Source organism: Urinicoccus massiliensis (genome assembly GCF_900120405.1).
Taxonomy (GTDB): Bacteria; Bacillota; Clostridia; order Tissierellales; family Peptoniphilaceae; genus Urinicoccus; species Urinicoccus massiliensis.
In genome coordinates this window covers 740469-765689 of the sequence record NZ_LT635492.1, presented here as the reverse complement: position 1 = coordinate 765689, position 25221 = coordinate 740469, and the positions used below count along the sequence as shown (strand labels likewise).

Here is a 25221-nt window from a genome sequence, read left to right as displayed (position 1 = left end):
AAGACTTTAAGAGCTTGACATGACTCCTAAAGTCTTATTTTTATTATTAATTATATTTTTGGATATCTTAGTTTAAGTCAGATCCATAATATTGCGTAAAATTTACTAGCACAATATTTTGGACTTGACTAATTGATAGTGATATAATGTTTTCATAAAATAGAGGAGGATATCTGAATGGATTGGGATTTTGTTTTTAGTCACGCAATAAGTGGCTATATACCTACTGTTTTAATATTAACATTATATTTTATAGTCTTAAAAATATATGGAAATAATCAACATAAAGAACGTATAATTTTGACTTTTGTATTTTCATTTTATCTTGTTGGAGTTTTAACTACAACTGGTATTTGCTTGAAACCTAATTATTCTCCAACATTTTCGTTCATACCATTTATAGATATGATTAGAGGCCCAAAAGATACAATTTTAAATATAATTTTGTTTCTTCCATTAGGATTTTTCCTACCTCTACTTTATAAGAAATATAATTGTTTGTCTAAAGTTTTACTCATTGGATTTTTATTTTCATTGTCCATAGAAGTTATTCAAATGTTTGGTTTTGGAACGACAGATGTAAATGATTTAATTACAAATACAGTTGGATTAGGTTTAGGATACGGTGTATACAAATTATTTAATAGATTTATTTCTAATTCACTAATTAAAAAATCCAAAGCAAAGTTTAAATATAGCTATTATGAACCCATAATTCTATGGGTAATTATTATACTAATTATGCTAACTATTCAGATTTACATCTATAACATCTTTTTCGCAATTAACATAAATGGTGAAATTCATAAATGGTGATATTTTATTTTTATGATAGGTTGTAAAATTAATTCACTATGAAAAATCAAAAAAATAGTAAAAAATATTGTAATAATCTGTCTTATGCTAATAGTCGGTATTGTTTGGTATTTTTCAGTATTTACATATAATGATAAATATAAGGAAAATCCGAGATTTACCTTTCTTCGCTTTAAAGACAAAGGACATAGTTTTTTTGTTGATGACAACAACACCTACCAAAAAGAGTTCAATACTGCATTTGATAAATGGACTTCATCCCTGGATTATGATTACAAAGCGAAGGAAAATAAAGACAGTTTTGTAAAGGATAAGGCAGACTTCATTGATGCTAATCTTGATAGGAAAAAATGGTCTAACAGACTGGATATAAAACTGGTCAAAAAGTTTGTTAATTTTTATGATGATTATTTAAACTTGAATTAAATTTCAGTTTTCAAGTAAATACTATATGGTTTTGCACCTAAGAATTGATTATATCATTAGATAAGGTTTTTTATAATTCAATTAATAAGGATCATATTTAAAGATTATACTATGATTAGAGAAAAATCGATAGCAATTTTGGATATATTATAAGTGAATGACTTGATTTTGTGGATTTATTCCCATATACAAGGCTTTTTAGAAATATGAAATTTTATTCATTCTGCCACTCAAGCCATGTAGAATCAGTTTCTCTTCTTGAGAAAATAAAATAAATATTTAAAAGCAAGCAGATCCGTAAAGGGTCTGTTTTTTAATATAAGTGATAATGGTATAATGTATTTAAAGCTTTATATAAGGGAGAGCATTTCATTGAAAAAGATACTAATGATTGAAGATGACAGCACAATTGCCTTTGCTGTTAAAACTTACTTAAACAAGCATAATATTGAAACCATTATTTATAACAATCTTTTTCAGACAGAAAATCTTAATTTTAATGACTTTGACTTAATTCTCCTTGATGCCAATCTCCCAGATGGATCAGGCTTTAATTTTTTAAAGTGGCTGAGGGAATTTTCTGACCTTCCTGTAATAATGCTTACTGTAAAAGACGAAGATGAGTATGTAATAAAAGGTCTTTCTCAAGGAGCAGATGACTATATTACAAAACCTTTTTCTCTCCCTGTTTTAAAGGCGAGAATAGACAATGTATTTAGCAGAAGAATAAAAAAGGTTGATGAACTGACTTTTGAAAATTTATCTTTAGATCTCATTTCAAAACAAGCTTCGATAGATGGAATAGATCTAGACCTTAACTTAAAAGAGTTTGCTATATTGGAAATGCTTTTAGAAAATCAAAATATAAATCTACTAAGAGAGCGAATTTTAGATTATGTTTGGGGTTATGATTTTTATGAAGTGAATGACAATACCCTAACTGTAACCATAAAGAGACTGAGATCTAAGCTTGGAGATTACGGTAACCATATAAAAACTCTTAGAGGAATAGGATATAGGTGGGACAATGAATAAAAAAACTTTACTTGTCTTAATTTTAAATCTATTAATGTCTTTGTTTCTAGTTTATCTTAATCCAAGATTTGATATTCTAACGCTTATAGGTTTTTTACTTATAAATATAATTCTGTTTGTAGTTATTTCAAAAATTGAAAAGAAAAAAGAAAAGGTTCTTGAGGATAAAATTAATAATGTATTTAAGCTCCTCCATTCACTTGATATAAACTCAGATAATTATGAAATAATAGACGATGAATTTGGAAAATTAAGAGATGAGATTATTAAAATTATTTTAGAAAACAAGAGGATTGCTGAGAATGCCGAGAAAAACAAGGAAATTTTAAGAGAATATACGGAAGATATTGCTCATCAAATTAAAACACCATTAACTGGATCTTTATTACTGCTAGATTTATTAGAAGACGAAGATGACAACTTTTCCAAAGAATATATAGAAAGACTTAGAGATAATTTACTTAGGCTCCATAATTTGTCTGATATTTTATTAAAACTTGCAGCCCTTGATTCTGGAACAATAGAAATGGCAAAAGACAGGATATCTGCCCAAGAATTAATTGAAGATATCATGCAAAAGCTAAAAGATTATTTTATCAATGATAATATTGAAATTCCTCTTTATGGAGATGATTTTAATCTTATATGCGATAAGAAATGGACTTATGAAGCATTATTTAATGTGATGAAAAATGGAATCGAAGCAACAGAAGATAGACATATTGAAATTCACTTAAAAGAAACGAACTTATATAAGAGCATTTTTGTCGAAGATTTTTCTAAAGGTTTAGATAGAGAAATGTTAGAAAAAGTTTTTAGGCGTTTTTATAAGATAGATCCAAATTCAAAAGGCTATGGTATTGGACTTCCAATGGCAAAATCAGTAATGGAAAGACAAAATGGAGAACTTTTATATCATAAGGGTAAGAAATCAAATGCCTTTGAACTAAGATTTTATAATTAAATTATAAGACTGTGTCTAAAAATAAGACATGGTCTTTTTTCTAGTCACTTTTCAGTCACTTAAGTCTAATAAACTATAGACAAGTTAAGGAGGATACAATATGAATATAGTAAAAACAGTTGATTTAACAAAAACATATAAGGGCGGAGTAGAAGTAAATGCCCTTTCAAATGTAAACTTTGAACTAGAAAAAGGAGACCTAGTTGCCATTATTGGAGACAGTGGCTCTGGCAAATCTACCTTACTTCATTTACTTGCAGGAGTAGATACACCAACAAGTGGTGATATATTTATTCAAGATAAAAATATTACTAAATTTAATAAAGACCAAATGACAGTATTTCGCAGAAGAAATATTGGCGTTGTCTACCAATTTTTTAACCTCATTCCAAATATTAATGTGAGAAAAAACATCCTACTTCCTCTTTTGTTAGACAATAAAAAGGCAGATGAAGAATATTTAAAGGAAATTTTATCGATACTAGGAATAGCAGGAAAGCTTGATAGGTATCCAAAACAGTTATCTGGTGGCGAGCAACAAAGAGTTGCCATTGCTAGAAGTTTGATTACAAGACCTGCCATTATCCTTGCAGATGAGCCTACAGGAAATCTTGATAGGAAAAACTCAGAAGAAATCACAGGACTTTTCAGACTTGTAAATAAGAGATTAAATTCTACAATTATGATCATTACTCATGATGAAAAAGTAGCAAATTCTTGTGACAAGGTCTATAGAATGGTAGATGGTAGGTTAAATTTCTTAGGAGATGGAACTTATGAAAATTATTAATGACCTAGCTGATGGAGCTGTAAAAAATAATAAAAAAGACAGTTTTGCCATTAAGATATCAATACTTTTAGCAGTTATGCTGCTAGGAACTGTAATTTTTATCTTCAACGCTATGAGAATCGAACAGTATAACTATGTTAAAAAAAATGTTGGAGACTACCATGTGTCAATTAGTGAAATTGACGAGAAACTTTATGATAAATTAATAAATGATGAGGGTATAGAAAAGATTTCTTTTAATAAAATCATAGAGACAGATTTAAATGCAACTATCTATGAATTTGGAGATCCTACTGGTCTTATAGGTTTTGATATTAAAGAGGGAAGAAAACCTAATAATTCAAACGAGATTTTAGTTCCAGAGAAATTTTTAATAAAAAGTAAAGAGTATGGTTTGGGTTCTGAAATAACTGTTCGTGATAAAACTTATAAAGTAGTTGGAATTTATGATGATTATTCTAAATCATTTGAAGATTCTATGCTTATAGGTTTGACTGAAAGTGATGATAAGAAAGGTTTATTTGAAAAAAATGATGAAATAGAAGCCCAAATTTGGTATAAAAATATAAGGGATACTTATACAAAAACTAGGGAAGTTTTGTCTGAAATGAATATTGACGAGAACCATGCCTTAGATATTGGGAGAGTTTTTTATAATAAAGATATCTTAGAATATAAGATGGTCTATCCAAAAGGAATCATCCCACCAAAGAGTGTTGTAAACTTAGCTATAGAAAAATATGGAGCAGGCTTCTTTCTTTGCCTACTTTTTGCTTTTATCATTTATGGTTCTTTTAATGTGTGGAACAATAGGGATTTAAAGGAAATTGCTCTTTTAAAAAGCACAGGTATGACAGATAAGCAGGTCAAAAAAATGATTCGAAAGAAAGCTTTTAAACTTTCAACCTTACCAATAGCCTTGGGAACAATTCTATCTTTGGCATTTGCAAATCTTCTCTTATACTTGATGTGGCTTAATAATTCAATATCCTATAAAAATATGTCTGAGATATTGGGAGAAACTTTAAAATCGCCAGGTTTTTATTTTGTCTATCCAAACCCTATTTCTATAATAATGATTATATTATTGTCGATCCTAACAGTTTATTTATCTGCGATAATTCCTGCTAGGAAAAGTGCAAAAATAAAAATAATAGAAGGCTTAAATGGGATTACAGAAAAAAGCATTAAATTGGGTAAGTCAAAAATAAATGGACCTATTGAAAAGACTTTAGCAAAAGATTATTACAGGTCTTATCGTTCAACCTATCGAATTATTGTAATTTCAATGGCTCTGTCTGCCTTTGCCTTGACAGCAGTTTTAGTTAGCCAGTCCTATAGAGCTTTGAATGAAAAATATAACTCTTATAAAAGTCCTTACAATTTTAATTCAAGTATTTACACTGATAAGAGTTTAGATGAAAACTTATTAGATGGCTTAGAAAAAGTCGAAGGTATAAAAGAGTTTCACCTATATCAAAGAAATGACACCAAATTTTACCTTGACGATAATAAAGATTTTATGTCTAAGGATTTAAAAAATTCTCTTGATAATGGAAAAATAGCAAAAGATAGACTATATGCAAGCATATACGCCTTAACAGATGAAGATTTTGAAAAGCTTTTAAAAGAAAATAACATCTCTCATGCATCTTATTTATTACTTAATAAGATAAGAAAAGATAATGAAACTCCGTATGCTTTTAGTGAGTATATAAAAATTTCTGATAAGGATACAGGAAATCTTACCTTAAAATATAATGCACAGGGACAACCCATAAATTTAAATATAGATAGAAGTATAGAAGAAATACCTTATGATTTAGAAGCCTATAATGACAACGAAATACCTATATTTACTAGCGCAAGTAATATGAGAAAATTTATTGACGAGTATGGAATAGATGAATCAAATCCTGTTTACTATTATTTTGTAAAAATAAAGGCTGATAAAAACAAGGAAAAAGTATTTGAAGATGCAGAAAAAGTGATTTCGACCTATGTTCCAAAATCAGATCATGGCACTTCTACAGAAATTATTAGAGCAGCCATGGATAAAGAACAAACAAGGAATGAAAGACTCCTAAATCTAGCTATCCAAATCATTCTTATAACAATTGCTCTTTCCAATGCCTACAATAGTTTCAAAGGAAACCTTAGGGCAAGATTCAATGACTTTAAACTTCTATCAACAGCAGGTATGACAGAAAAACAAATGGAAAAGATGGTCGTCGGAGAGGGGAAAATATTGTTTAAAAATATTTTCTTAGCCTATATCTTTATGTTCATTATTGGAATTGCATTGAGAGCCTATAGAAGTAACTATGAATTAGAATTTGCGATAAAAGGTCTGATAACAAATATGAATTATATCCCTCTAATAGTAGTATTTGTATTTATGACTGCAGGAGTTTTATTTGCAATAAAAAGTGGTTTTAAAACAATAAACGAAAACTCAGATAATACTTTCAAGAGTATATAAGAAAAAGGCTATGAGCATTAAAACTCATAGCCTTTTTTCTTGGGGTCCTTTTTAATGGGCATTTTCCTTAAAAAGACTTATAAAACTGACTCCACCAAGACTTTTTAAGTGGAGTCCCTTTATTGGTAGTCTCCTCTAAAATGAGTGGTTCCGACAAAATAGACGGTATTTTTGCCCGGTTTTCCCAGTTGGGCGTAGTTGCCCACCCGGACTTGGAGGTTCAGATAGCGGTACTTGGGTTCCATCATATTGGCCCGGTGGCCGGGGGAATTCCACCACATCTGATAAAGATTCTTGGCCAGGACTGCTTCATCTGTCATATAGAGGCGGCTTTTTTTGCCGATTCTTTCATTGGACATATGGATGATTTCGGCTAAATTTTCGCCGAAAATGGTAGTGGACAATTGGGGACGGATATAGTCAAAGGCTGTATCCCAGGGACGTCCGTCCAACCGAACGTGGTCTTGGCCATTGACATCGATGGACCCATTTTTTAAAAGTTCTTCAACCCGGACGATGGCACCTTGGCTCAAGTCGTCGTCCCATTGTAAGGGGACCAGGCCTTGTTTGGCACGGTCTGCATTGATTAAGGCTAAAAATTCTTGCTTGAATTTTTCGTGGTTAAAGCTTTTTCCACTGTTAAAGGCGGCAAATTCAAAGCCTCCACTTACGGCAGGCCTTACAGGAGTCGATGGTTTGTTTTCCTGGGGAGATGGCTTATTTTCTCCACGAGGTTTGACACTTTGGCCGGCATTGTAAATCATGACGAAAACATCGCCTCGGCTAGCTGGGGCCTGGGGATCCAAGTTACCGACGTCACTTCCTGGCCCGATGATGCCCAGGTCCTTGGCCCAATCAATCCAGGAGCTGGGCCAGGAGGCGGTCTTTACATCTGCTGGTGTGAGGTTTTTCTTGGCCGACACTGTCATCATCTTGATGATCTCGGCATTGCTGACGGGATTTTCCGGGCGAAAGCTACCATCGGGATAGCCTACAATGGTCCGAACGCCTTGGGGGTTTTTCAGGCGGTTGGCAGTTTGGACATAGCCGCTGGCCCAGTGGCTGGAGGGGACATCCTTAAAAATTTGCTTTCCAGGTCCCTTGACCCGGTTGCCGGTCATGTGGGTTAAAAGGACAGAGACTTCTGCACGACTGATGGGCTTATCCAGGCCCAGGCTGCCGTCGGGGTAGCCAGTGACCAGGCCCTCGCTTTTCAAGTCGGCAATTTTTTGGTCCCGGCCTGCGGCGTAGCTGGTGGCTGGCAGGAAAAAGACGCTTGCCAGAGCCAGGCTTGCGAGTACTTTGTAGCATTTTTTCATAGAATTCTCCTTTGTATTTTACATAATCTTCCCTTATAGTCTACTTTAGCCCATGAAAGAGAGGACTGTCAATAGATATTGGGACAATATAAAATCGAATCCATGGAATTAGCTTTTTTACCAAAAGGGGCCGGCCTAGCAAGTGGATTCATGGCGGATTTGGAAGATCGAAAGAGAAAAAATAAATAAGTAAGGACTTTTCCAGGTCCAGGCAGAAAAATTCCCAGCAGGATTGCCGGGAATTTTTTTAGGTTTTTATTAAAAAATTTTATCAAATTAGGAAAAGAAGGTAGTTGTTAAAGATAAACCGGCTGAGATGGGCCATGGCAATGCCTAAAAGGGAGCCAAGGACCACATCGGAGGGGTAGTGGACAAAGTGGTAGAGACGGGAAAAGGCAATGAGGCCTGCCAGGACCAGGCAAAGGGTCCCCAGGCCTTGGTTTTGAAAGAATATGGTGATGGCAGCTGCAAAGGAGGAGCTGGCGTGGCCGGAGGGGAAGGAAAAGTCTGTGGGGTTTTTAATTAAGAGGTCGATCTTGTCAATCCAAGAGGGCCGGCTCCGTTTCAAGAGGGGCTTCAGGGTGAGGTTACAGATGAGTCCATTGACCACCAGGGCCAGGAGGACTCGGTAGCTTAGGTTTTTTTGCCCCTGGATAAAAAAGACCAGGCTAAAGAGGAGCCAGACCATGCCTCCGGTTCCCAGGTGGGTGATAAAGATCATAATCCGGTTCATGGGTTTGCTCCTAAGGCCGGTAAGCCAGTGTAAAAATTTTCGGTCCATGGGATCCTCCAATCTGTTTTTTATTTCTTCTTACTTACTTAAATCATAGTAGAAGGAGGGGATTTTTTCAATAGGGAAGAGGGCTAGCCAATAAAAAAACAGGGAGAAGTAGGCTCTCCCTGTTTTAAGTTTATCGGGTGGGGACGTCAGGGATTTGACCGTTGCCCTTGTTTTGCCGGGTGTTGTAACGGATAAATTCCTTGTTAAAGCGTCGTCCAATGTTCCAGTTCATTTCTCTGGTGTCGCTGATCATGAGGCCGTCTTTCAAGGTGGCGTGGACATAGATGGGACGGTTATTGTTCATGCCCATGTAGATGCCTACGTGGTTGTAGCCCAGGTAGAAGTTGGGGCTGTAGTTAAAGATCAAGTCTCCGGGCCAGGCCTTGGAAAAGTCTGCCGGATAGCGGATGCCACCGAATTTTTCTGCGGCTTGGTATTGGACCCGGGTGAGTTCGTAGCCCTTGTGGAGGCGGAGGTTGGCATCCTTGGGTCCGGGGATGGTAATGCCAAAGGCCTTGTGGGCTGCATAGGCATTGCCTACGCAGTAGACGCCACCGTTTTGGGAAAGGTCAAAGCCGTACCATTTAAAGGGGATTCCCTCAAAGGCGGCGGCATAGTTGGCAATTTCTTGCCCCCGGAAGCGGAGGTCTTGGTCGGGACCTTGGAGCCAGTTGTTTTCCACTTCCTTATCTGTGGGACCAGCCCAGTAGATGACCCGTCCCTTGATACCACCGGGGCGGTTGCCGGTTTTTAATTTTCCGTCGGGGCCAAACCAGTAGACGCCTTCGCCGGTGGAGAACATGCCCTTGCGGTACATGCGGTAGTTGGCCGGGGAGAAGTAGTAGAGGCTACCGTTGATTTTTTTCCAGCCTCGGACCCGGCCTTTTTCCTTGTCTACATAGTAGGTTTTTCCGTCCTTGCTATAGAAGTCGGCCTTGAGGGACCCGTCGGGATTCAAAAGGTAGACTTGGTCGCCCTTTTCCACCAGTCCCTTTTGGCTTTGGGGCCAGGTGATTTTTTGGCCAGTAGAGGAGTCTTGGAGGTAGAAGGCTCCATTTTCTTGGACCACTTGGATTTCACCAAGACTTACCGGATTGGGGGAGGGAGTTTTGACGGGGGTTTTTTGACCCTGGATGGGTTCTTCCTTAAGGCCCCGAACCAGGAGGGTCATGGCTTGGGCCCGGCTTAGGGGGCCTTGGGGGTTGAAGCTATTATCTCCTTGGCCGGAGATAACCTTGGACCCAGTTAGGTTTTCAATGGAAAAAATAAAGCGGGGAGTAATTTTGTCCCGGTCCCTAAAACTAAGGATGGTGGGGTCTGTTTTACTTTTTCCTTGACTGGCCAGGATGGCCGTAAGTTCATTGAGACTTGCCTGGTCTAGTTTTTCTCCCTTGTCCATTAGGGCCTTGACGGCCAGGGCCTGGTGGAGGAGGCTGGCGGCTTCTTGCCTTTGGATGGCCTGGCCGGGATTTAAATTGGCTCCCGGAAAAGTAAAGGATAAAAGACCGGCGGCATAGGCTTGGTCAATGGCATCCTTGGCCCAGGCCTGGCTGTCCAGGTCTTGGTAGGAAGTAGTTTTTGCTAAGTTGAAGGAATCTAGGGACAGGATTCTTTGGACCAGGGCGATGAATTCTGCCCGGCTAATATCTTGGTCCGGCTTGAGAGTCCCATCTTCATAGCCCTTGATCCAACCTTTTTCCAGGCCCTTTAAAAGGTAGCCTTGGGCCCAGTGGCCCTGGATGTCGGCATAGTCGGCCCCTTGGACAAGGGGGGACAAGACCAGGATAAAAACAAGAGTCATGGCCAAAAGACCATAGAATTTCTTCAGCTGTTTTTTCATAACTGCATTCTCCTTTATTTTTTTAATAATGTTCAAATATATCATACCATAAGCCAGGAGAAAAAGGAGGAAGAAAAGGAGAAAAAGAAAATTCCGGCCTTGGGAAGAGGGAAGGGGCCCCGGATAAGTCGGAAAATTTTTTTAAAAAGAGAGAAAAATTTCTCTTGACAGGGGTCTAAAGCTGGGGTAGAATAATTTCAATATCACAGTTAAATTTTATAGTAAAAATTTGGAAAAAAAGACTAGCCTCATGGATATTTACAGAGAGTAAGCGGTTGGTGGAAGCTTATAGTGGAAGTTGGGTGAAAATCATTTTTCTTATTGCAGGTCTGAACCAGAGTAAGACTTGTCGCCTTGGTAGGCGTTATCAATACCCGGCATTGATGGATGCTTGAGAGTCTATCGTTTTATCGATAGGAATAAAGGTGGTAACGCGGAATATTTTTCGTCCTTGGTCTAATTTTAGACTGAGGACGTTTTTTTATGGGATAAAATTTAATTGTTTGAAAAAAATAGGAGGATTTATGAAAAAATTAAGCAGAAGTGAATTTAGCCAAGTCAGTATCATGTTGTTCGGATTGTTTTTCGGGGCAGGAAATTTAATTTTTCCACCCCTCTTGGGTAACCAGGCAGGGAACCAAACCTGGGTGGCCCTGGCCAGTTTTGCCGTAACGGCTGTTTTGTTCCCGGTATTAGGAGCCATTTTAGTAGGTAAGACCGATGGCTTGTCCAACCTGTCCAACCGGGTGGGGGCTCTTTTCTCCATTTTCTTTACCACGGCCATCTATTTATCCATAGGGCCTGGCCTTGGGATTCCCCGGGCCGGCAGTGTGCCTTTTGAATTGGCCATTGCCCCCTTGCTTCCTGAAACCACCAGTTTAAGCCTGGCCCGCCTGGTTTATACTTTTTGCTTTTTCGGCCTGGCTCTTTGGATCTGCCTCAAGCCCACCAAGCTGGTTAGGAGGGTTGGGAAGTATTTGACTCCGGCCCTCTTGGTCATGATCCTGCTCCTTTTTGTCCGCATTATTTTCCTAAACCCCCAAGTGGCTCCGGCCCTAGGGGACTATCAAACATCTCCCTTGACCAAGGGCTTCTTGTCAGGTTATGACACCATGGATGCCGTAGCTGCCTTGAACTTCGGTTATGTTGTCGCCTTGGCCATCAAGCGCTTTGGCGTTACAGACAAGGCAGAAAGAACTCGTTATACCGTCAAGGCCGGTCTAGTGGCTGGAGCCCTTCTCTTGCTAGTCTACGCCATGTTAAGTTATGTAGGTATGGCTACTTCTGGCCTCTTCCCAGGAGTGGAAAATGGGGCCCAAGTTTTAAGTCAAACTGTCCAAGTCCTTTTTGGAAAAACCGGCCTCTACCTCTTGGCAGCCATCTTTACCCTGGCTTGTTTAACCACCTGTGTTGGCCTTATTACCAGTGGGGGAGAATACTTCCATGTTCTCTTTAAGAGAAAACTTTCCTATCATGCCTGGGTTTGTATCTGGACCTTCTTCTCCTTTGTCATGGCCAACTTTGGTTTAAATACCCTCCTGGCCTTTTCTGTCCCCCTCTTGACCATGATCTATCCTGTGGCCTTGGTTTTAATCGTCATGGGGATGACCCAAGGATGGTTTGGCTACAGCAAGCTAGCTTACGGTTTTGGAGCCTTCTTCTCCCTGGCCCTTCCCCTAGTGGAAATGCTGGATAAGACATTTAAGCTGGCCCTGCCATTTTTAACCGACCTGGTAAAGTCTCTTCCCCTTTATGAGCAAGGACTTTCCTGGGTTCTTCCCAGCCTTCTTGCTGTGACCCTGGCAAGTCTTTTAGGAAGGGTTTATGAAAAATCCCAACAAAAGGACCAAGTGGGTCAAGAAATTTAAGACTTGAAAGGACTGGCCCTTGCCGGTCCTTTTCTTTTAGCATTAGAAGAAAAAGCTTGAAATTTTCAAGAAATTTCTATAAAATAAAATGAGCCTATAAGGGATTATTTACTTTGAGCCAGAGGGTGGACAGGAGAGTCTGCCTAGACCTGGCCTTTTTTCTTGCAAAATTCTTAGACAAAACTTAGACGCAAGATAAGCATTCTTTAAGGGACCTATGTTATAATTGAGGAAATAGAAAGAGAGGTGGAAATCTTGTTTATCGATGTTGCACATATTAAGGTGATTGCCGGCAAGGGCGGAGACGGAGCCGTGGCCTGGCGTAGAGAAAAATATGAACCGGCGGGAGGACCTGCTGGTGGCGACGGAGGAAACGGGGGAAGTGTAATTTTAGAAACCGACACGGGACTACACACCCTTATGGACTTTCGCTATCAAAAAGAATACCGGGCCAAGAATGGTGAAAATGGCCGGAGTAAAAAGCAGTTTGGAAAAGATGGGGAAGACATTATTTTAAAGGTTCCCGTGGGAACCTTGATTAAGGATGAAAAAACCGGTCATGTCATTGCCGACTTAAATGAGGCCGGCAAGGCCTACACCATTGCCCAAGGAGGCCGGGGAGGCAGGGGCAATGCCAAGTTTACCACATCTACCAGACAGGCGCCTTCCTTTGCCCAAGCTGGATCTATGGGGGAGGAAAGGGAAATTTGCCTGGAGCTGAAAGTCCTAGCCGATGTGGGCTTGATTGGTTTTCCCAATGTGGGCAAGTCCACCCTCCTATCTGTGGTTTCTGCAGCCCGACCCAAAATTGCCAACTACCACTTTACCACCCTCCAACCTAACCTGGGCGTGGTGGCCATGGGCCAAGGCCAGTCTTTTGTCGTGGCAGACATTCCCGGTTTAATTGAGGGAGCCAGCCAGGGCGTGGGCCTGGGCCATGACTTTTTACGTCATATTGAACGGACCCGGATCTTGGTCCATGTTTTAGACATGAGTGGCCAAGAGGGCCGAGACCCCCTGGACGACTATGTAAAAATCAATGAAGAGTTGGCCAACTACCATGAAAAATTGGCCCAAAGGCCCCAATTGGTTTTTGCCAACAAGATGGACCTGCCAGGGAGCCAGGAAAATTTAGACCGCTTTAAGGCCAAGTACCCGGACCTGAAAGTCTTTGCCGGGTCGGCAGCCACCACCAAGGATTTGACCCAGCTCCTTTATGGGATCCAAGAGGCCCTAAAGGACCTGCCCTATGAAAGCCTGACCTTTGACCAAGAATATGTGGAAGAAGAAAAGGAAAAGGCTCCGGGAATTGAAGTCAAGAAGGAAAATGGACGTTTTCTAGTTCAAGGGCCCTATATCGACAAGCTCTTAAGGTCCACCTACTTTGATGATCGGGAATCCTTGCGGTATTTCCAAGAAAACCTCCGGAAGAACGGAGTGGTAGACAAGCTGAGAGACCTGGGGATCCAAGAGGGAGAATCCGTCTTTATCAACGACTACGAATTTGAATTTTTTGAATAGGAGGACCCATGAAAGGAAAACAGAGATCGTATTTAAAGGGCCTGGCCAACGGTTTAAAAGCCAAGATGCAGGTGGGCAAGGGAGGCTTGAGTCCGGAATTTTACAGCCAATTAGAGGTCCTTTTGGAAAATGAAGAATTGGTAAAAATCAATGTCTTGAAAAATGCCCCGGTCCAAGCCCGGGAAATCCAAGAGGAAATTTTAGCCCAAACCGGGGCGGAATTTGTCAGCCAACTGGGCAACAAGTTGGTTATCTACCGGCCCTCTTCGGAAAAACCCACCATTGTCCTGCCATGACCAAACGCTATGGGATCATGGGCGGGTCCTTTAACCCCATCCACATGGGCCACCTCATGATGAGTGAGTATGTCCGGGTGGAATTGGACCTGGATGAAATTATCTTTATCCCTACGGGGAACCCGCCCCACAAGCAAAAGGGGCTTTTGGATGCCCGGGACCGGTTGGACATGGTCAAGATGGCCACCAGGGACAACCCCCACTTTTCTGTATCGGACATGGAAATTCGAAGAAGGGGCATCAGCTATTCTGTGGATACTGTCCAGGCCCTAAAGGAAGCCTACCCCCAGGATGAATTTTACTTCCTAATTGGTTTAGATATTTTACCCGACCTAAGGGGCTGGGAGCGTTTTGACGAATTGGCCAAGGAGCTAGAATTTGCCCTGGCCATTCGGCCGGGTTTTGACAGCATGAACAAGGAAAAAATGGTTTGGGAAATCAACACCTTGAAAGAGCAATTCCAGGCGGAAATTGTGGTGGTGGAAACGCCCCTTTACGAGATTTCTTCCACGGACATCCGCAGGAGGATCCAGGAGGGCAAGTCCATCCGCTACCTGGTCAAGGAAGAAATTAGACAGAGGATTCAAGAAAATGGATATTACAAGGGATAAAGAAGAAATTCAAAGCCGGATTGGCCAAAAACGCATGGACCATGTCCTTCGGGTGGCGGACTATGCCAAGGACCTGGCCGTCCACTATGGCCTGGATCCGGAAAAGGCCTACCTGGCTGGTTTTTACCACGACTGTATGAAGATCCGAGACCTGGACCTCTTAAAAAAAGCAGCCCGGGACCTGGGACTGGAATGGACAGAAGAATTTGACCAGGCCCCTCAAGTGGTCCATGGCCTCCTAGGGGCCCTGGCGGCGGAAAAAATGTACGGGGTCCGGGACCGAGATATTTTAAATGCTATAGCCTACCACACCACAGGAAGGGCCGGCATGACTGATTTGGAAAAGATTATCTACCTGGCCGACTATGCCGAACCCATGCGGGACTTTGACGGTGTAGACCAGGTTCGAAAAGAAATAAAGGAAGACTTAGACCAAGCTATGTACCAAGCATTAAACCGCACCATCCAATACTTAATTGAAAAAAACAGCTATATAACCATAAAGAGCCTAGAGGCGAGAAATGATTTTTTAAAGAAGGTGAACCATGGGAAAATTTATTAAGGCCTTTCTCCTGACCCTGGTGGTCCTGGTCCTGGCCTCCCTGGTGGGGGTCTTTTATGTCGGGGCCTCGGTCCACCACCAAGACCCCTTGGACCTGGTGGCAGACTTAACCAGCAACAAGAGAGATAGTTTGGACTTTTTACTCATTGGGGTTGATTCCAAGGACAAGAGCCAGGGCAAACCCCGGTCAGACGTCATGATGCTGGTCCACCTAAACAAGACCAACAAGTCCATCTCCCTGATCTCCATCCCCCGGGATACCCGGACCAAGATTGAGGGGAGAAAGCACAAGGAAAAAATCAACCATGCCTTTGCCTATGGGGGACCGGACCTGTCCCTTAAGACTGTCAACCAACTTTTAGGGACCCAAATTCCCTACTATATGCTGATTGACTATGAATTTGTCAAGGACATGGTGGATACCATGGGGGGAGTCCAAGTGGATATTCCCATGGAGATGAACTATGAAGACACCACAGTGGGAAATTCCTTGATTATCCACTTTAAACCCGGCCTCCAAACCCTAAACGGGGAGGACGCAGTGAAGTTTTTACGCTTCCGCAAGGGCTACAAGAATGCCGACCTGGGTCGGGTCCAAGCCCAACAACAATTTATCGGCGCCTTTTTAAGGGAATTGAAAAAACCAGAACAATGGGTCAAGGCCCCGGTTTTCTTGGCAAAATACCAAGACAATGCCGATTCCACCATTCCCTTATCGGCCCTGATTCAAATGAGCCCCATCCTGGCCCAAATGGGAGAAGATGGTCTCCAATCCGCTACCCTGCCCGGTAGTCCCAAGATGATTGACCACCTATCCTACTTTATCCTAGATGAAGACCAGGCCAGAAATCTTTTGGCCGCACAAGGAATCTTATAGGCACCCTGGAGGGTGTCTTTTCCTTTATAAAAAAGAAAAACTTTAGTATAATAAAAGCAGGAGGTAACTATGGCAAACTTACAAGAACAAATTCAAGCAATCACCCAGGCTTGCCAAGATAAAAAGGCAAGCGATATTGATGTTTTACCTGTTGGAAAGATGACATCTTTGACAGAATACTTTGTCTTGGCCAGTGGAAATTCCACAGCCCAAGTGGATGCCATTGCCGACGCCGTTATTGAGAAGATGGAGGACCTGGGCATTGAACCCAGCCACCGCCAAGGGCAAAGAGAAGCCCGGTGGATCGTCCTGGACTTTGGCGATGTCATTGTCCATATCTTTCACCGGGAAGAAAGAGACTATTATGGTCTGGAAAGACTCTGGAAAAAAGACCGGGAGGAAGACCATGAAGAAGATTGAGACAAAAAAAGCCCCAGGAGCCATTGGCCCCTATAGCCAAGGCATCCTTGGGGGAAATTTGATTTTTGTTTCCGGCCAACTCCCCCTGGACCCTGAGACGGGAGAACTGAAAAAAGACATCCGGGAGGCCACCAAGCAAAGCCTGGAAAACATCAAGGCCATCCTAGAAGAAGCTGGGTCCGGCCTGGACCGGGTGGTAAAAACCACCATCTTCATCAGCAATATGGAGGACTTTTCCCTGGTAAATGAAGCTTACGGGGCCTATTTTACAGACCACAAACCGGCCCGGTCCTGCGTGGAAGTCAAAAGCCTGCCCAAGGGGGCCTGTTTGGAAATTGAAGCCATTGCTCTGGACTAGTTATGTGGAACAAGCCCTTTAGCCCAAGAGAAAAGAAACTGGCGGTTTTTTTGGCCCTGGTTCTCTTTCTTTTGGCCTTTTATGCAAAAAATTCCCGCCAGGGCCCCAAGGACCAAGAGGACTTTGACCCGGCCCAGGCCCTGGAAATGGACACCAGCCAGGACCAGCCCATAGAAAAAACAGCTGGTGGGACCTATGTTCACATTACAGGAGCTGTGAAAAAACCAGGCCTCTATGAATTTTCAGAAGCCGTCCGGGTCATAGATGTAGTCAATACAGCTGGAGGCTTTACCGACCAGGCCGACCCCGACCAACTCAACCTGGCTGCCAAGGTCCAAGACGAGGCCAGGATCCATGTTCCCAGTAAGAATGAAAAGACCCAGCAGGTCCAGGGCCAATCCAGCGCCCAAAACCAGGACAAGATCAATATCAACACCGCCAGCCTGGAAGACCTGCAAAAAATTCCCGGTGTGGGAGAAAAAACCGCCCAGAGGATCCTGGACCAAAGACAGGAATCCCCCTATCAAAAAATTGAAGACCTGAAAAACTTACCGGGGATTGGGGACAAAAAGTTTGAAGAAATGAAGGACTATGTGTCCGTTTTCTAAGGACCAAGAAGGAAAGAAAAAAACCAGGATAGGCCAAAAACCATCCTGGTTTTTTGTCGGGATTTGCCCGACCTATGTAGACTCCACAATGCCGTTTCTTCATTTAATTCAGACCCGCCCTGTTGTTAAGGTGGGTATCTTACTAACCGGTTTAAACGTCCCCTCAAGGGGGCTTGCCCTTACCGGCTAAACACAGATTCCCGTGTCTGATTTGTCGGTTGAATTAAGATGAAGTCCATCGAACACCGTAGAGCTTCTTTACAAATATTATACAATGATTTACTGAAAATAGCAAGGAAGTAGGGGGAAGACGGAAAGAATTTAAGGGGAAGATAAGAAAAAATAACTTTTTTCAAAATAAAAATCTTATCTTGACTTTAGGGTGTGGATAGATTAAAATAGTTTAGAAAAAGTTGAGGAATAAAACAGGAGGACAAAATGATTCGTCAATCCAATTTTATTAGACCGTCGGACTGGTCTACAACTGAATACCAAGAAGCATTTCGACTAGCAGATCTTATTTTACAAAAGCCGGAGGGGTTTTCCCATTCCTGTGAAGGTAAGGTCTTGGCTAGTCTTTTTTTTGAGCCGTCTACCCGGACCCGCCTATCTTTTGAGGCTGCTTTTAACCGACTGGGAGGTCGGGTTATTGGTTTTTCAGACCAAGGGAATACATCAACAGCAAAGGGCGAAAGTCTTGCAGATACCTTGCGTATTATTGAAGGCTATGCGGATTTAATTGTTATGCGGCACTTTTTAGAAGGAGCCGCTTTTTTAGGAGCTCAAGTCCTGACAAAGACGCCCATTATCAATGCCGGTGACGGGTCCCACCAGCACCCCACCCAAACCCTGACTGACCTCTACACCCTCCACCGCTATGGGAAGTTAAATAGGAAGTTGACCATTGGCCTTTGCGGGGACTTGAAGTTTGGCCGGACCATCCACTCTCTCATTGAGGCCCTGGAAATTTTGGGGGGTTGTGACTATGTCTGCATCGCTCCTGAGGACCTGGCCCTGCCTTCCTATGTCAAGGAAAAAATCCAAAAGGGTCATGTGACCTATGTGGAAGACTTGTCCCAGGTCATGGGGGACCTGGATGTCCTCTACATGACCCGGGTCCAAAAGGAACGCTTTGTCTCTGAGCGAGAGTATGAACGCCTCAAGGACTTCTATATCCTGGACCAAGAAAAAATGGCCCTGGCCAAGGAGGACATGATTGTCATGCACCCCCTCCCCAGGGTGCTGGAAATTGAAAAGTCCCTGGATTCGGACCCGAGAATGGTATACTTTAACCAGGCCCACCTGGGCATGTATGTAAGAATGGCGCTGATGATGATCTTGCTGGGGGTTGCCAATGATTAATGTATCGAAGATTCGCAAGGGAGTTGTTATTGACCACATCAAGGCCGGGGAGGGGATCAAGCTCTACCACGGCCTGGAACTGGAAAATGTCCAGGGGGTTGTGGTTTTAATGACGGGGATTCCCAGTAGTAAAATGGGAAAAAAGGACCTGATTAAGATTGAAACAGACTTTGACTTAAACATGGACCTGGTGGGGCTTATGGCTCCTTCTGGTACGGTGAATGTCATTGAAAATGGCCAGGTGGTCAACAAGGAAAAAATCCGCCTGCCCAAACATGTCCGAGGGGTTTTAACCTGCAAGAACCCGGCCTGTGTTAGCAACCACCAAGACCTGGAAGAAATGTTTGACCTGGCAGGGGAGGACCCAGTAAGCTACCGCTGTTGTTATTGTGACCAAGTAATGGAGTTGCATCGTGGCTAAAATTATTCGACAAGACCAAATCAATCCCCATACCTATGTCCTTTGGTTGGAAGAGAAATCTGTTCCCAAGCCCGGCCAGTTTTACATGGTCTATCCCAAGGACGGGGCCAAGCTCCTGGGCCGACCCATTAGCGTTTTCGACTACCATGAGGGCCAGCTGGGCCTCCTCTATGAAGTCGTAGGTGGGGGAACGGAAGAATTTTCCAAGTTGGAGGCGGGAGAGGACCTGAGGATCCTAGGGCCCTATGGCCGGGGCTTTACTCCCTATCCGGACAAGAAGGTGGCCTGTATTGCAGGTGGGGTTGGCCTGGCTCCCTTTATCTACCTGAGTCGTTTTCTCAAGGGAACTACCAGGGTCTACTTCGGTACCAGGGATGCCCAGGGCTTTGGGGACTACTTAAAGGACTATCCCCTGGATTTGAAAATCCAAGAGGGGGGTTACATTACAGAGGCTGTGGACTTCCAGGCCTATGACCAATTTTACACTTGTGGCCCCCGGGTCATGATGAATGCAGTTTTGGACCGCTGCCGCCAGGAGGACAAGGACCTGGAATTGTCCCTGGAAGAGAGAATGGGTTGCGGTTTTGGAGCCTGTCTGGCCTGTAGCTGCCAGGGCAAGGAGGGTCGTAAGAAGGTCTGCCTGGATGGACCAGTATTTGCAAAAGAGGAGTTGGACCATGCTTGAGACGAGGATTGGCAAGCTAAAATTAAAAAATCCCCTGATTATGGCTTCAGGGACCTATGGCTACGGGGAAGAATACCGGAGGTTTTATGACCCCTCCATAGTGGGGGCCATTTCTTCCAAGGGGCTGACCTATGCCGGCAAGGCTGGCAATTCCGGCATCCGGATTTGGGAAACGCCTTCGGGGATTTTAAATTCCATTGGCCTGGAAAACCCAGGTATTGAACATTTTTGCCAGGAAGAATACCAAGAGATGCGGAGCCTGGATACGGGGATCATTGTCAACCTGGGTGGAAACAGTCGGGATGATTATTTAAGAGGGGCAGAAAGGTTAAACGACCTGGACATTGACCTCATTGAATTGAACATCTCCTGTCCCAATGTCAAGGAAGGGGGCCTGCTTTTTGGTCTCAAGTGTGACTCGGCAGCCTCCATTACCCGGGAGGTGGTGGACCTGTCCCGCCACCCGGTTATGGTGAAGTTATCTCCCAACGGGGACCCGGTGGCAGACCTGGCCCAGGGTGTCCAAGAGGCCGGGGCAGCTGCTGTAAGTCTCATTAACACGGTCCAGGGCATGGCAGTGGACATTGCCCATCGCAAGCCTGTTTTTGACAATGTTTATGCTGGCCTGTCGGGGCCCTGTATTTTTCCACTGGCCCTGAGGATGGTCCACCAGGTGGCCAAGGCGGTGGATATTCCCGTTGTGGGATTGGGAGGAATTGCCTCGGCGGAAGATGTTCTGGCCATGCTCATGGTGGGAGCATCTGCTGTTCAAATTGGGACCATGAACTTCCATGATCCCTTCCTGGTACCTAAAATTCTCCAGGACCTGGAAGATTATTGTCAAGAAAACCACTTAGAAAATATATCGGAAATAATAGCTTGTATAAAGTGAGGGGAAAGATGAAAACATATTTACAATTAGAAGATGGAAGTCTTTTTGAGGGAACAGCCTTTGGCTACAAGGGCAAGGATGTTGTAGGGGAACTCACCTACAATACCGCCATGGTGGGCCAGCAAGAGTTAATTACAGACCCGGCCTATTACGGCCAACTCCTGGTCTTTACCTACCCCTTAATTGGGACCTATGGTTTTAACCTAACGGACGAACAAAGCCCGGACATCCAACTCAAGGGGGTCATTTGCCGGGAAAAAATTGACCATCCCAACAACTTCCGCTATGAAATTAACATTGACAACTACTTAAACTACCACAAAATTCCGGGAATTTGCGGCATTGACACCCGGGCCCTTTCCCGCTACCTCTTAGACCACCATTCCTTCCGGGGGATTATTACCCGCAAGCCCAAGACGGAAAGTGAGTTAAAAACCCTCCTGGATGATATGGACTTAAGCCATGGGGTCTTTGATGTAACCTGCCAGGAAAAAATTTACTATCCCGGCAAGGGCAAGGACGTAGCTGTTTGGGACTTTGGCTTAAGAAAGAGCTTGATTGACTATCTCAAGGCCAGGGATTGTTCCATTACCCAGTATCCGGCCCAAACAAGTTTTGAAAAAATTCTAGATGCCAAGCACGACCTCTTAATCCTATCTTCTGGTCCAGGAAACCCCACCATGGTCCAAGATATTATTTCAGACATTGAGCAAATTCTTGGCAAGATTGACCTTATGGGCATTGGCCTGGGAGCACAAATGCTGGCAAGAGCATTGGGCTGCGGAATCAAGTTTCTTCCCGGCCACAAGGGGTCCCAACCCATCATGGATTTAAAGACCAAAAAAATCTACCACAGCCACCAAAACTACCAGTATGGTTTAATTGATGAAAAGCCTATTGAGCCTAGCTTTATCAACCTGCTGGACCAAACAACGGCAGCTTTTAAGGCCAAGGACTACCGGGCCTGGGGCTTCCTCTTCCAAGCCGAAGAAGACCCCTATCATGGCGAATGTAACTTTGTTTTAGATGAAAGAATTGGAGAGTGAAGACATGGGCAAATTTGAAGGCGTAAAAAAAGTATTGGTTTTGGGGTCAGGCCCCATTGTCATTGGGCAAGGAGCTGAATTTGACTATTCAGGAAACCAAGCCTGTCAAACCCTGAAAGATAACGGGATCGAAGTTGTCCTAATTAACTCCAACCCCGCCACCATTATGACCGACCGGGGCATGGCTGATAAGATCTACATTGAGCCCATGACCCTGGATGTGGTGGAAAAGATTATTGAAAAAGAAAGACCCGACCACCTGATTCCCGGTATGGGGGGACAAACTGGCCTGAACCTGGGTATGGACCTTTATGAAAAGGGAATCTTGGACAAGTACAATGTAAAAGTTTTGGGAACGCCCATTTCCGGCATCAAGAAGGGGGAAGACCGGGAACTCTTCCGAGAACTCATGGAAGAAATTGACGAACCCCTGATTCCATCCAAGACGGTAACAGGTCTGGATGAAGCCCTGGAATACGCCGACTACCTGGGCTACCCTGTAGTAGTCCGGCCGGCCTTTACCCTGGGAGGCACCGGGGGCGGAATTGCCAAGAACAAGGAAGAATTGACGGAAATCGCCACAGGTGGTCTCCACCGGTCCCGGGTCCACCAAGTCCTTATTGAAAAGTGTATTACCGGTTGGAAGGAAATTGAATTTGAAGTTATAAGGGACCACGCCGGCAACAAGATTGTGGTCTGCTCTATGGAAAATATCGACCCTGTTGGGGTCCATACTGGGGATTCTATTGTGGTAGCTCCTACCCAAACCCTGAGTCCTCTAGAATATGGCATCCTACAAAGGTCTGCCTTTAAGATTATCGATGCAGTAGGCATTGAAGGAGGCTGCAATGTACAATTTGCCCTCCACCCAACATCTACTAAGTATGCCGTTATTGAAATCAATCCCCGGGTTAGCCGGTCTTCGGCCCTGGCCTCCAAGGCCACAGGCTACCCCATTGCCCGGGTGGCTACCAACATTGCCCTGGGCTACCGCCTAGACGAAATTGAAAATCGGATTACCAAAAAGACTTCGGCAGCCTTTGAACCGGTTATTGACTATGTAGTTGTTAAGATTCCAAAATGGCCCTTTGACAAGTTCTACAATGCCAAACGGCAACTGGGAACCAAGATGATGGCCACAGGGGAAGTCATGGCCATTGGGTCTTCCTTCCAAAGTGCTCTTTTAAAGGGCCTCCGGTCCTTGGAAATTGGGAAATTCAGTCTGGAGCATCCTGGTCTAGCTGAAAAGTCCCTCCAAGAATTGAAAAAGGAAGTCCTATCTCCCTCTGATGAAAGACTCTTTGTCCTGGCTGAACTCTTAAGACGGGGCTACTCCATTAAACGACTAGGTCTGGAAACGGGAATTGACGAATTCTTCCTCTATGAAATTGCCGACATTGTTCAAAGGGAAAGCAAGCTCAAGGAAATGACCAAGGACGATTTGACGGAAAATGTCCTGAGAGACTTGAAAAAACGTGGATTTTCCGATGTGGCCATTGGGAACTTTATTGGGGAATCGCCCAAGTTTATCTATGAATTAAGAAAACTCTACAAGATCACCGCCTCTTTTAAGGGGGTGGACACCTGTGCCGGGTCCCTAAAGGTGGATTCACCCTATCTCTACTCCACCTATGACCTGGAATCGGAAGAAAAGGCCCTGGAAAAAACTGGCAAAAAGGTCCTGGTTATTGGGTCTGGTCCCATCCGGATTGGCCAAGGGATTGAATTTGACTACTGCTGTGTCCACTGTGTTCAAACCCTAAACAAGCTGGGCTATGAAACAATCTTGATGAACAACAATCCGGAAACTGTATCCACGGACTTTGACCTGGCAGACAAGCTCTACTTTGAGCCCCTGACCATTGAAGATACCCTAAATGTTATCGACCGGGAAAAGCCCGATGGAGTTATCCTGCAATTTGGTGGCCAAACAGCCATTAAACTGGCAGACTTCTTTAAGAATTCTGAAATCCCCATTTGGGGGACAGACCCCGACGCCATTGACCGGGCAGAAGACCGGGAGCGCTTTGATGAATTGCTGGAAGAATTGGGCATCCAACGTCCCAAGGGCCACGGGGTTTGGACCACAGAAGAAGCTGTGGGCATAGCCAAGAACCTGGGCTATCCTGTCCTGGTTCGACCCTCCTATGTCCTAGGGGGCCAAGGAATGGAAATTTGCTACGGGGAAACTCAACTTCGCTACTATTGCGACCGGGGTTTCCAAAAAGATCCCAAAAATCCCATCCTCATTGACCAATACATTGACGGTATGGAAATCGAAGTAGATGCTCTCTGTGACGGAGAGGACATTTTGGTTCCAGGAATTATGGAGCACTTGGAAAGGGCCGGAATCCACTCTGGAGACTCCATCTCCATCTATCCCACAGACCACATTCCCCAAGATAAAAAAGAAGAAATTGTCCAAGTAACCAAAAAAATTGCCTTGAGCCTAGGGGTCCTGGGCCTGGTCAACATCCAATACATCTTAAAAGACCACCAACTCTATATCATCGAAGTCAACCCAAGATCTTCTCGGACGGTTCCCTACCTGTCCAAGGTAACCACCATCCCCATGGTGGATGTAGCTACGGAATTGATCCTGGGCAAGAAGCTCAAGGATATGGGCTATGGAACAGGCCTCTATCCAGAAGGCGACTTGGTCTGTGCCAAGATCCCCGTCTTTTCAACAGACAAGTTACAACAAGTAGAAGCAGGTCTTGGGCCTGAAATGCGGTCCACCGGGGAAGACCTGGGAGTGGGCTTAAGCCGCAAGGAAGCCTTGGCCAAGGGCTTTATCGCATCGGGCATTGACCTGACCAGCCACCCCAGACGGGTTTTGGTAACCCTGGGAGACAAGGACAAGGAAGAGTTGAAGGACTCTATCCTCATTATGAAGGACCTGGGCTACAGCTTTGCCGCAACAGAAAACACCAAGAACTTCCTGGAAGACTTGGGTATCAAGGCAGAGCATGTTCGTAAGATTGGGGAAGACTACCCCACCATCTTGGACGAAGTCAAGGAAGGAAAATTTGACCTTGTCATCAACACCCCAACCAAGGGGGGCGATGCCAAAAGAGATGGCTTTATGATCCGAAGGGCAGCCATTGAATCTGATGTGGAACTCTTAAGCAATGTAGACAAGGCCAAGAGCCTGATTGAAATTTTGCAGGAAGAAACCCTAAAAGACGGCATCAAGCTCTACGAATTAAACCAATTTGACCAATATAGAAAGTAAGGAAGA

Annotated in this window: 24 protein-coding genes, 1 other RNA gene and 1 other annotated feature; of the genes, 21 read left to right on the top strand and 4 right to left on the bottom strand. The window is 43.5% G+C overall.

Annotation, left to right across the window (positions count from 1 at the left end; all coding sequences use genetic code 11):
* The first annotated feature begins 177 nt into the window (after positions 1-177).
* The 6 genes from BQ7400_RS04110 to BQ7400_RS04085 all read left to right on the top strand — a co-directional run bounded on the left by BQ7400_RS04110 (position 178) and on the right by BQ7400_RS04085 (position 6513).
* The gene (locus BQ7400_RS04110) at positions 178-816 is read left to right on the top strand and encodes a VanZ family protein (protein WP_072469571.1); all 639 of its coding nucleotides are present in this window, start codon (positions 178-180) and stop codon (positions 814-816) included.
* An 84-nt stretch (positions 817-900) separates the two neighbouring features.
* Positions 901-1242: a hypothetical protein gene (locus BQ7400_RS04105; protein WP_072469570.1), complete on the top strand. Its 342-nt coding sequence runs from the start codon at positions 901-903 to the stop codon at positions 1240-1242.
* A gap of 387 nt (positions 1243-1629) precedes the next feature.
* Entirely contained in the window at positions 1630-2277 is a 648-nt protein-coding gene (locus BQ7400_RS04100; RefSeq protein ID WP_072469664.1) for a response regulator transcription factor, read from the top strand.
* Complete coding sequence (locus BQ7400_RS04095) at positions 2270-3241, top strand: sensor histidine kinase (RefSeq protein WP_072469569.1); 972 nt, start codon at positions 2270-2272, stop codon at positions 3239-3241. The genes BQ7400_RS04100 and BQ7400_RS04095 overlap by 8 nt, the downstream gene beginning before the upstream one ends.
* 100 nt (positions 3242-3341) lie before the next feature.
* Positions 3342-4031 (top strand): ABC transporter ATP-binding protein, encoded by a 690-nt coding sequence (locus BQ7400_RS04090; protein ID WP_072469568.1) that lies wholly within the window; start codon positions 3342-3344, stop codon positions 4029-4031.
* The gene (locus BQ7400_RS04085) at positions 4018-6513 is read left to right on the top strand and encodes an ABC transporter permease (protein ID WP_072469567.1); all 2496 of its coding nucleotides are present in this window, start codon (positions 4018-4020) and stop codon (positions 6511-6513) included. Before BQ7400_RS04090 ends, BQ7400_RS04085 begins: the two co-directional genes overlap by 14 nt.
* A gap of 119 nt (positions 6514-6632) precedes the next feature.
* Here the strand turns inward: BQ7400_RS04085 and BQ7400_RS04080 are convergent, their stop codons facing one another.
* The 3 genes from BQ7400_RS04080 to BQ7400_RS04070 form a co-directional block, all read right to left on the bottom strand.
* Entirely contained in the window at positions 6633-7832 is a 1200-nt protein-coding gene (locus BQ7400_RS04080) for a CAP and S-layer homology domain-containing protein (RefSeq protein ID WP_072469566.1), read from the bottom strand.
* Between the two features lie 271 nt (positions 7833-8103).
* A complete protein-coding gene (locus tag BQ7400_RS04075; RefSeq protein ID WP_072469565.1) occupies positions 8104-8613 on the bottom strand; it encodes a phosphatase PAP2 family protein in 510 nt (169 codons plus the stop codon).
* 130 nt (positions 8614-8743) lie between these two features.
* On the bottom strand, positions 8744-10453 hold the full coding sequence (locus tag BQ7400_RS04070; RefSeq protein WP_072469564.1) for an S-layer homology domain-containing protein: 1710 nt from the start codon (positions 10451-10453) through the stop codon (positions 8744-8746).
* 221 nt (positions 10454-10674) lie between these two features.
* Positions 10675-10909: a binding site (T-box leader), on the top strand.
* Between the two features lie 68 nt (positions 10910-10977).
* Between BQ7400_RS04070 and brnQ the strand changes: the two genes are divergently transcribed.
* The 9 genes from brnQ (at position 10978) to BQ7400_RS04025 (ending at position 17574) form a co-directional block, all read left to right on the top strand.
* Positions 10978-12321, top strand: a complete 1344-nt coding sequence (brnQ, locus tag BQ7400_RS04065; protein WP_072469563.1) for a branched-chain amino acid transport system II carrier protein — start codon at positions 10978-10980, stop codon at positions 12319-12321.
* A 255-nt stretch (positions 12322-12576) separates the two neighbouring features.
* Positions 12577-13842 carry a GTPase ObgE gene (obgE, locus tag BQ7400_RS04060; protein WP_072469562.1) on the top strand — a complete coding sequence of 422 codons (1266 nt, stop codon included), beginning with the start codon at positions 12577-12579 and terminating at the stop codon, positions 13840-13842.
* Positions 13843-13850: 8 nt separating this feature from the next.
* A complete protein-coding gene (locus BQ7400_RS04055) occupies positions 13851-14138 on the top strand; it encodes a YhbY family RNA-binding protein (protein WP_034438833.1) in 288 nt (95 codons plus the stop codon).
* Positions 14135-14749, top strand: coding sequence for a nicotinate-nucleotide adenylyltransferase (gene nadD / locus BQ7400_RS04050; RefSeq protein WP_072469561.1), 615 nt, complete (start codon positions 14135-14137; stop codon positions 14747-14749). Before BQ7400_RS04055 ends, nadD begins: the two co-directional genes overlap by 4 nt.
* Positions 14730-15311, top strand: a complete 582-nt coding sequence (gene yqeK, locus BQ7400_RS04045) for a bis(5'-nucleosyl)-tetraphosphatase (symmetrical) YqeK (RefSeq protein ID WP_072469560.1) — start codon at positions 14730-14732, stop codon at positions 15309-15311. The genes nadD and yqeK overlap by 20 nt, the downstream gene beginning before the upstream one ends.
* Positions 15295-16188 (top strand): LCP family protein, encoded by an 894-nt coding sequence (locus BQ7400_RS04040; RefSeq protein ID WP_072469559.1) that lies wholly within the window; start codon positions 15295-15297, stop codon positions 16186-16188. Before yqeK ends, BQ7400_RS04040 begins: the two co-directional genes overlap by 17 nt.
* Positions 16189-16257: 69 nt before the next feature.
* Positions 16258-16608, top strand: a complete 351-nt coding sequence (gene rsfS / locus BQ7400_RS04035) for a ribosome silencing factor (RefSeq protein ID WP_034438825.1) — start codon at positions 16258-16260, stop codon at positions 16606-16608.
* The gene (locus BQ7400_RS04030; protein WP_072469558.1) at positions 16595-16966 is read left to right on the top strand and encodes a RidA family protein; all 372 of its coding nucleotides are present in this window, start codon (positions 16595-16597) and stop codon (positions 16964-16966) included. Before rsfS ends, BQ7400_RS04030 begins: the two co-directional genes overlap by 14 nt.
* A gap of 2 nt (positions 16967-16968) precedes the next feature.
* On the top strand, positions 16969-17574 hold the full coding sequence (locus tag BQ7400_RS04025) for a ComEA family DNA-binding protein (RefSeq protein WP_072469557.1): 606 nt from the start codon (positions 16969-16971) through the stop codon (positions 17572-17574).
* Between the two features lie 76 nt (positions 17575-17650).
* Here BQ7400_RS04025 and ssrS read toward each other — a convergent pair.
* Positions 17651-17831, bottom strand: a non-coding RNA gene (gene ssrS / locus BQ7400_RS04020) — 6S RNA.
* A 181-nt stretch (positions 17832-18012) separates the two neighbouring features.
* Here ssrS and pyrB point away from each other — a divergent pair.
* Genes pyrB through carB form a run of 6 tightly spaced genes read left to right on the top strand, consistent with a single transcriptional unit; the run spans position 18013 to position 25215 of the window.
* Complete coding sequence (gene pyrB, locus BQ7400_RS04015; protein ID WP_072469556.1) at positions 18013-18936, top strand: aspartate carbamoyltransferase; 924 nt, start codon at positions 18013-18015, stop codon at positions 18934-18936.
* Positions 18929-19357, top strand: coding sequence for an aspartate carbamoyltransferase regulatory subunit (locus BQ7400_RS04010; RefSeq protein ID WP_034438819.1), 429 nt, complete (start codon positions 18929-18931; stop codon positions 19355-19357). The genes pyrB and BQ7400_RS04010 overlap by 8 nt, the downstream gene beginning before the upstream one ends.
* Positions 19350-20042, top strand: a complete 693-nt coding sequence (locus BQ7400_RS04005) for an iron-sulfur cluster-binding protein (protein WP_072469555.1) — start codon at positions 19350-19352, stop codon at positions 20040-20042. The genes BQ7400_RS04010 and BQ7400_RS04005 overlap by 8 nt, the downstream gene beginning before the upstream one ends.
* Complete coding sequence (locus BQ7400_RS04000; protein ID WP_072469554.1) at positions 20035-20934, top strand: dihydroorotate dehydrogenase; 900 nt, start codon at positions 20035-20037, stop codon at positions 20932-20934. Before BQ7400_RS04005 ends, BQ7400_RS04000 begins: the two co-directional genes overlap by 8 nt.
* An 8-nt stretch (positions 20935-20942) precedes the next feature.
* Positions 20943-21980 carry a carbamoyl phosphate synthase small subunit gene (locus BQ7400_RS03995; RefSeq protein ID WP_072469553.1) on the top strand — a complete coding sequence of 346 codons (1038 nt, stop codon included), beginning with the start codon at positions 20943-20945 and terminating at the stop codon, positions 21978-21980.
* A 4-nt stretch (positions 21981-21984) separates the two neighbouring features.
* A complete protein-coding gene (carB, locus tag BQ7400_RS03990; RefSeq protein WP_072469663.1) occupies positions 21985-25215 on the top strand; it encodes a carbamoyl-phosphate synthase large subunit in 3231 nt (1076 codons plus the stop codon).
* Positions 25216-25221 lie beyond the last annotated feature (6 nt).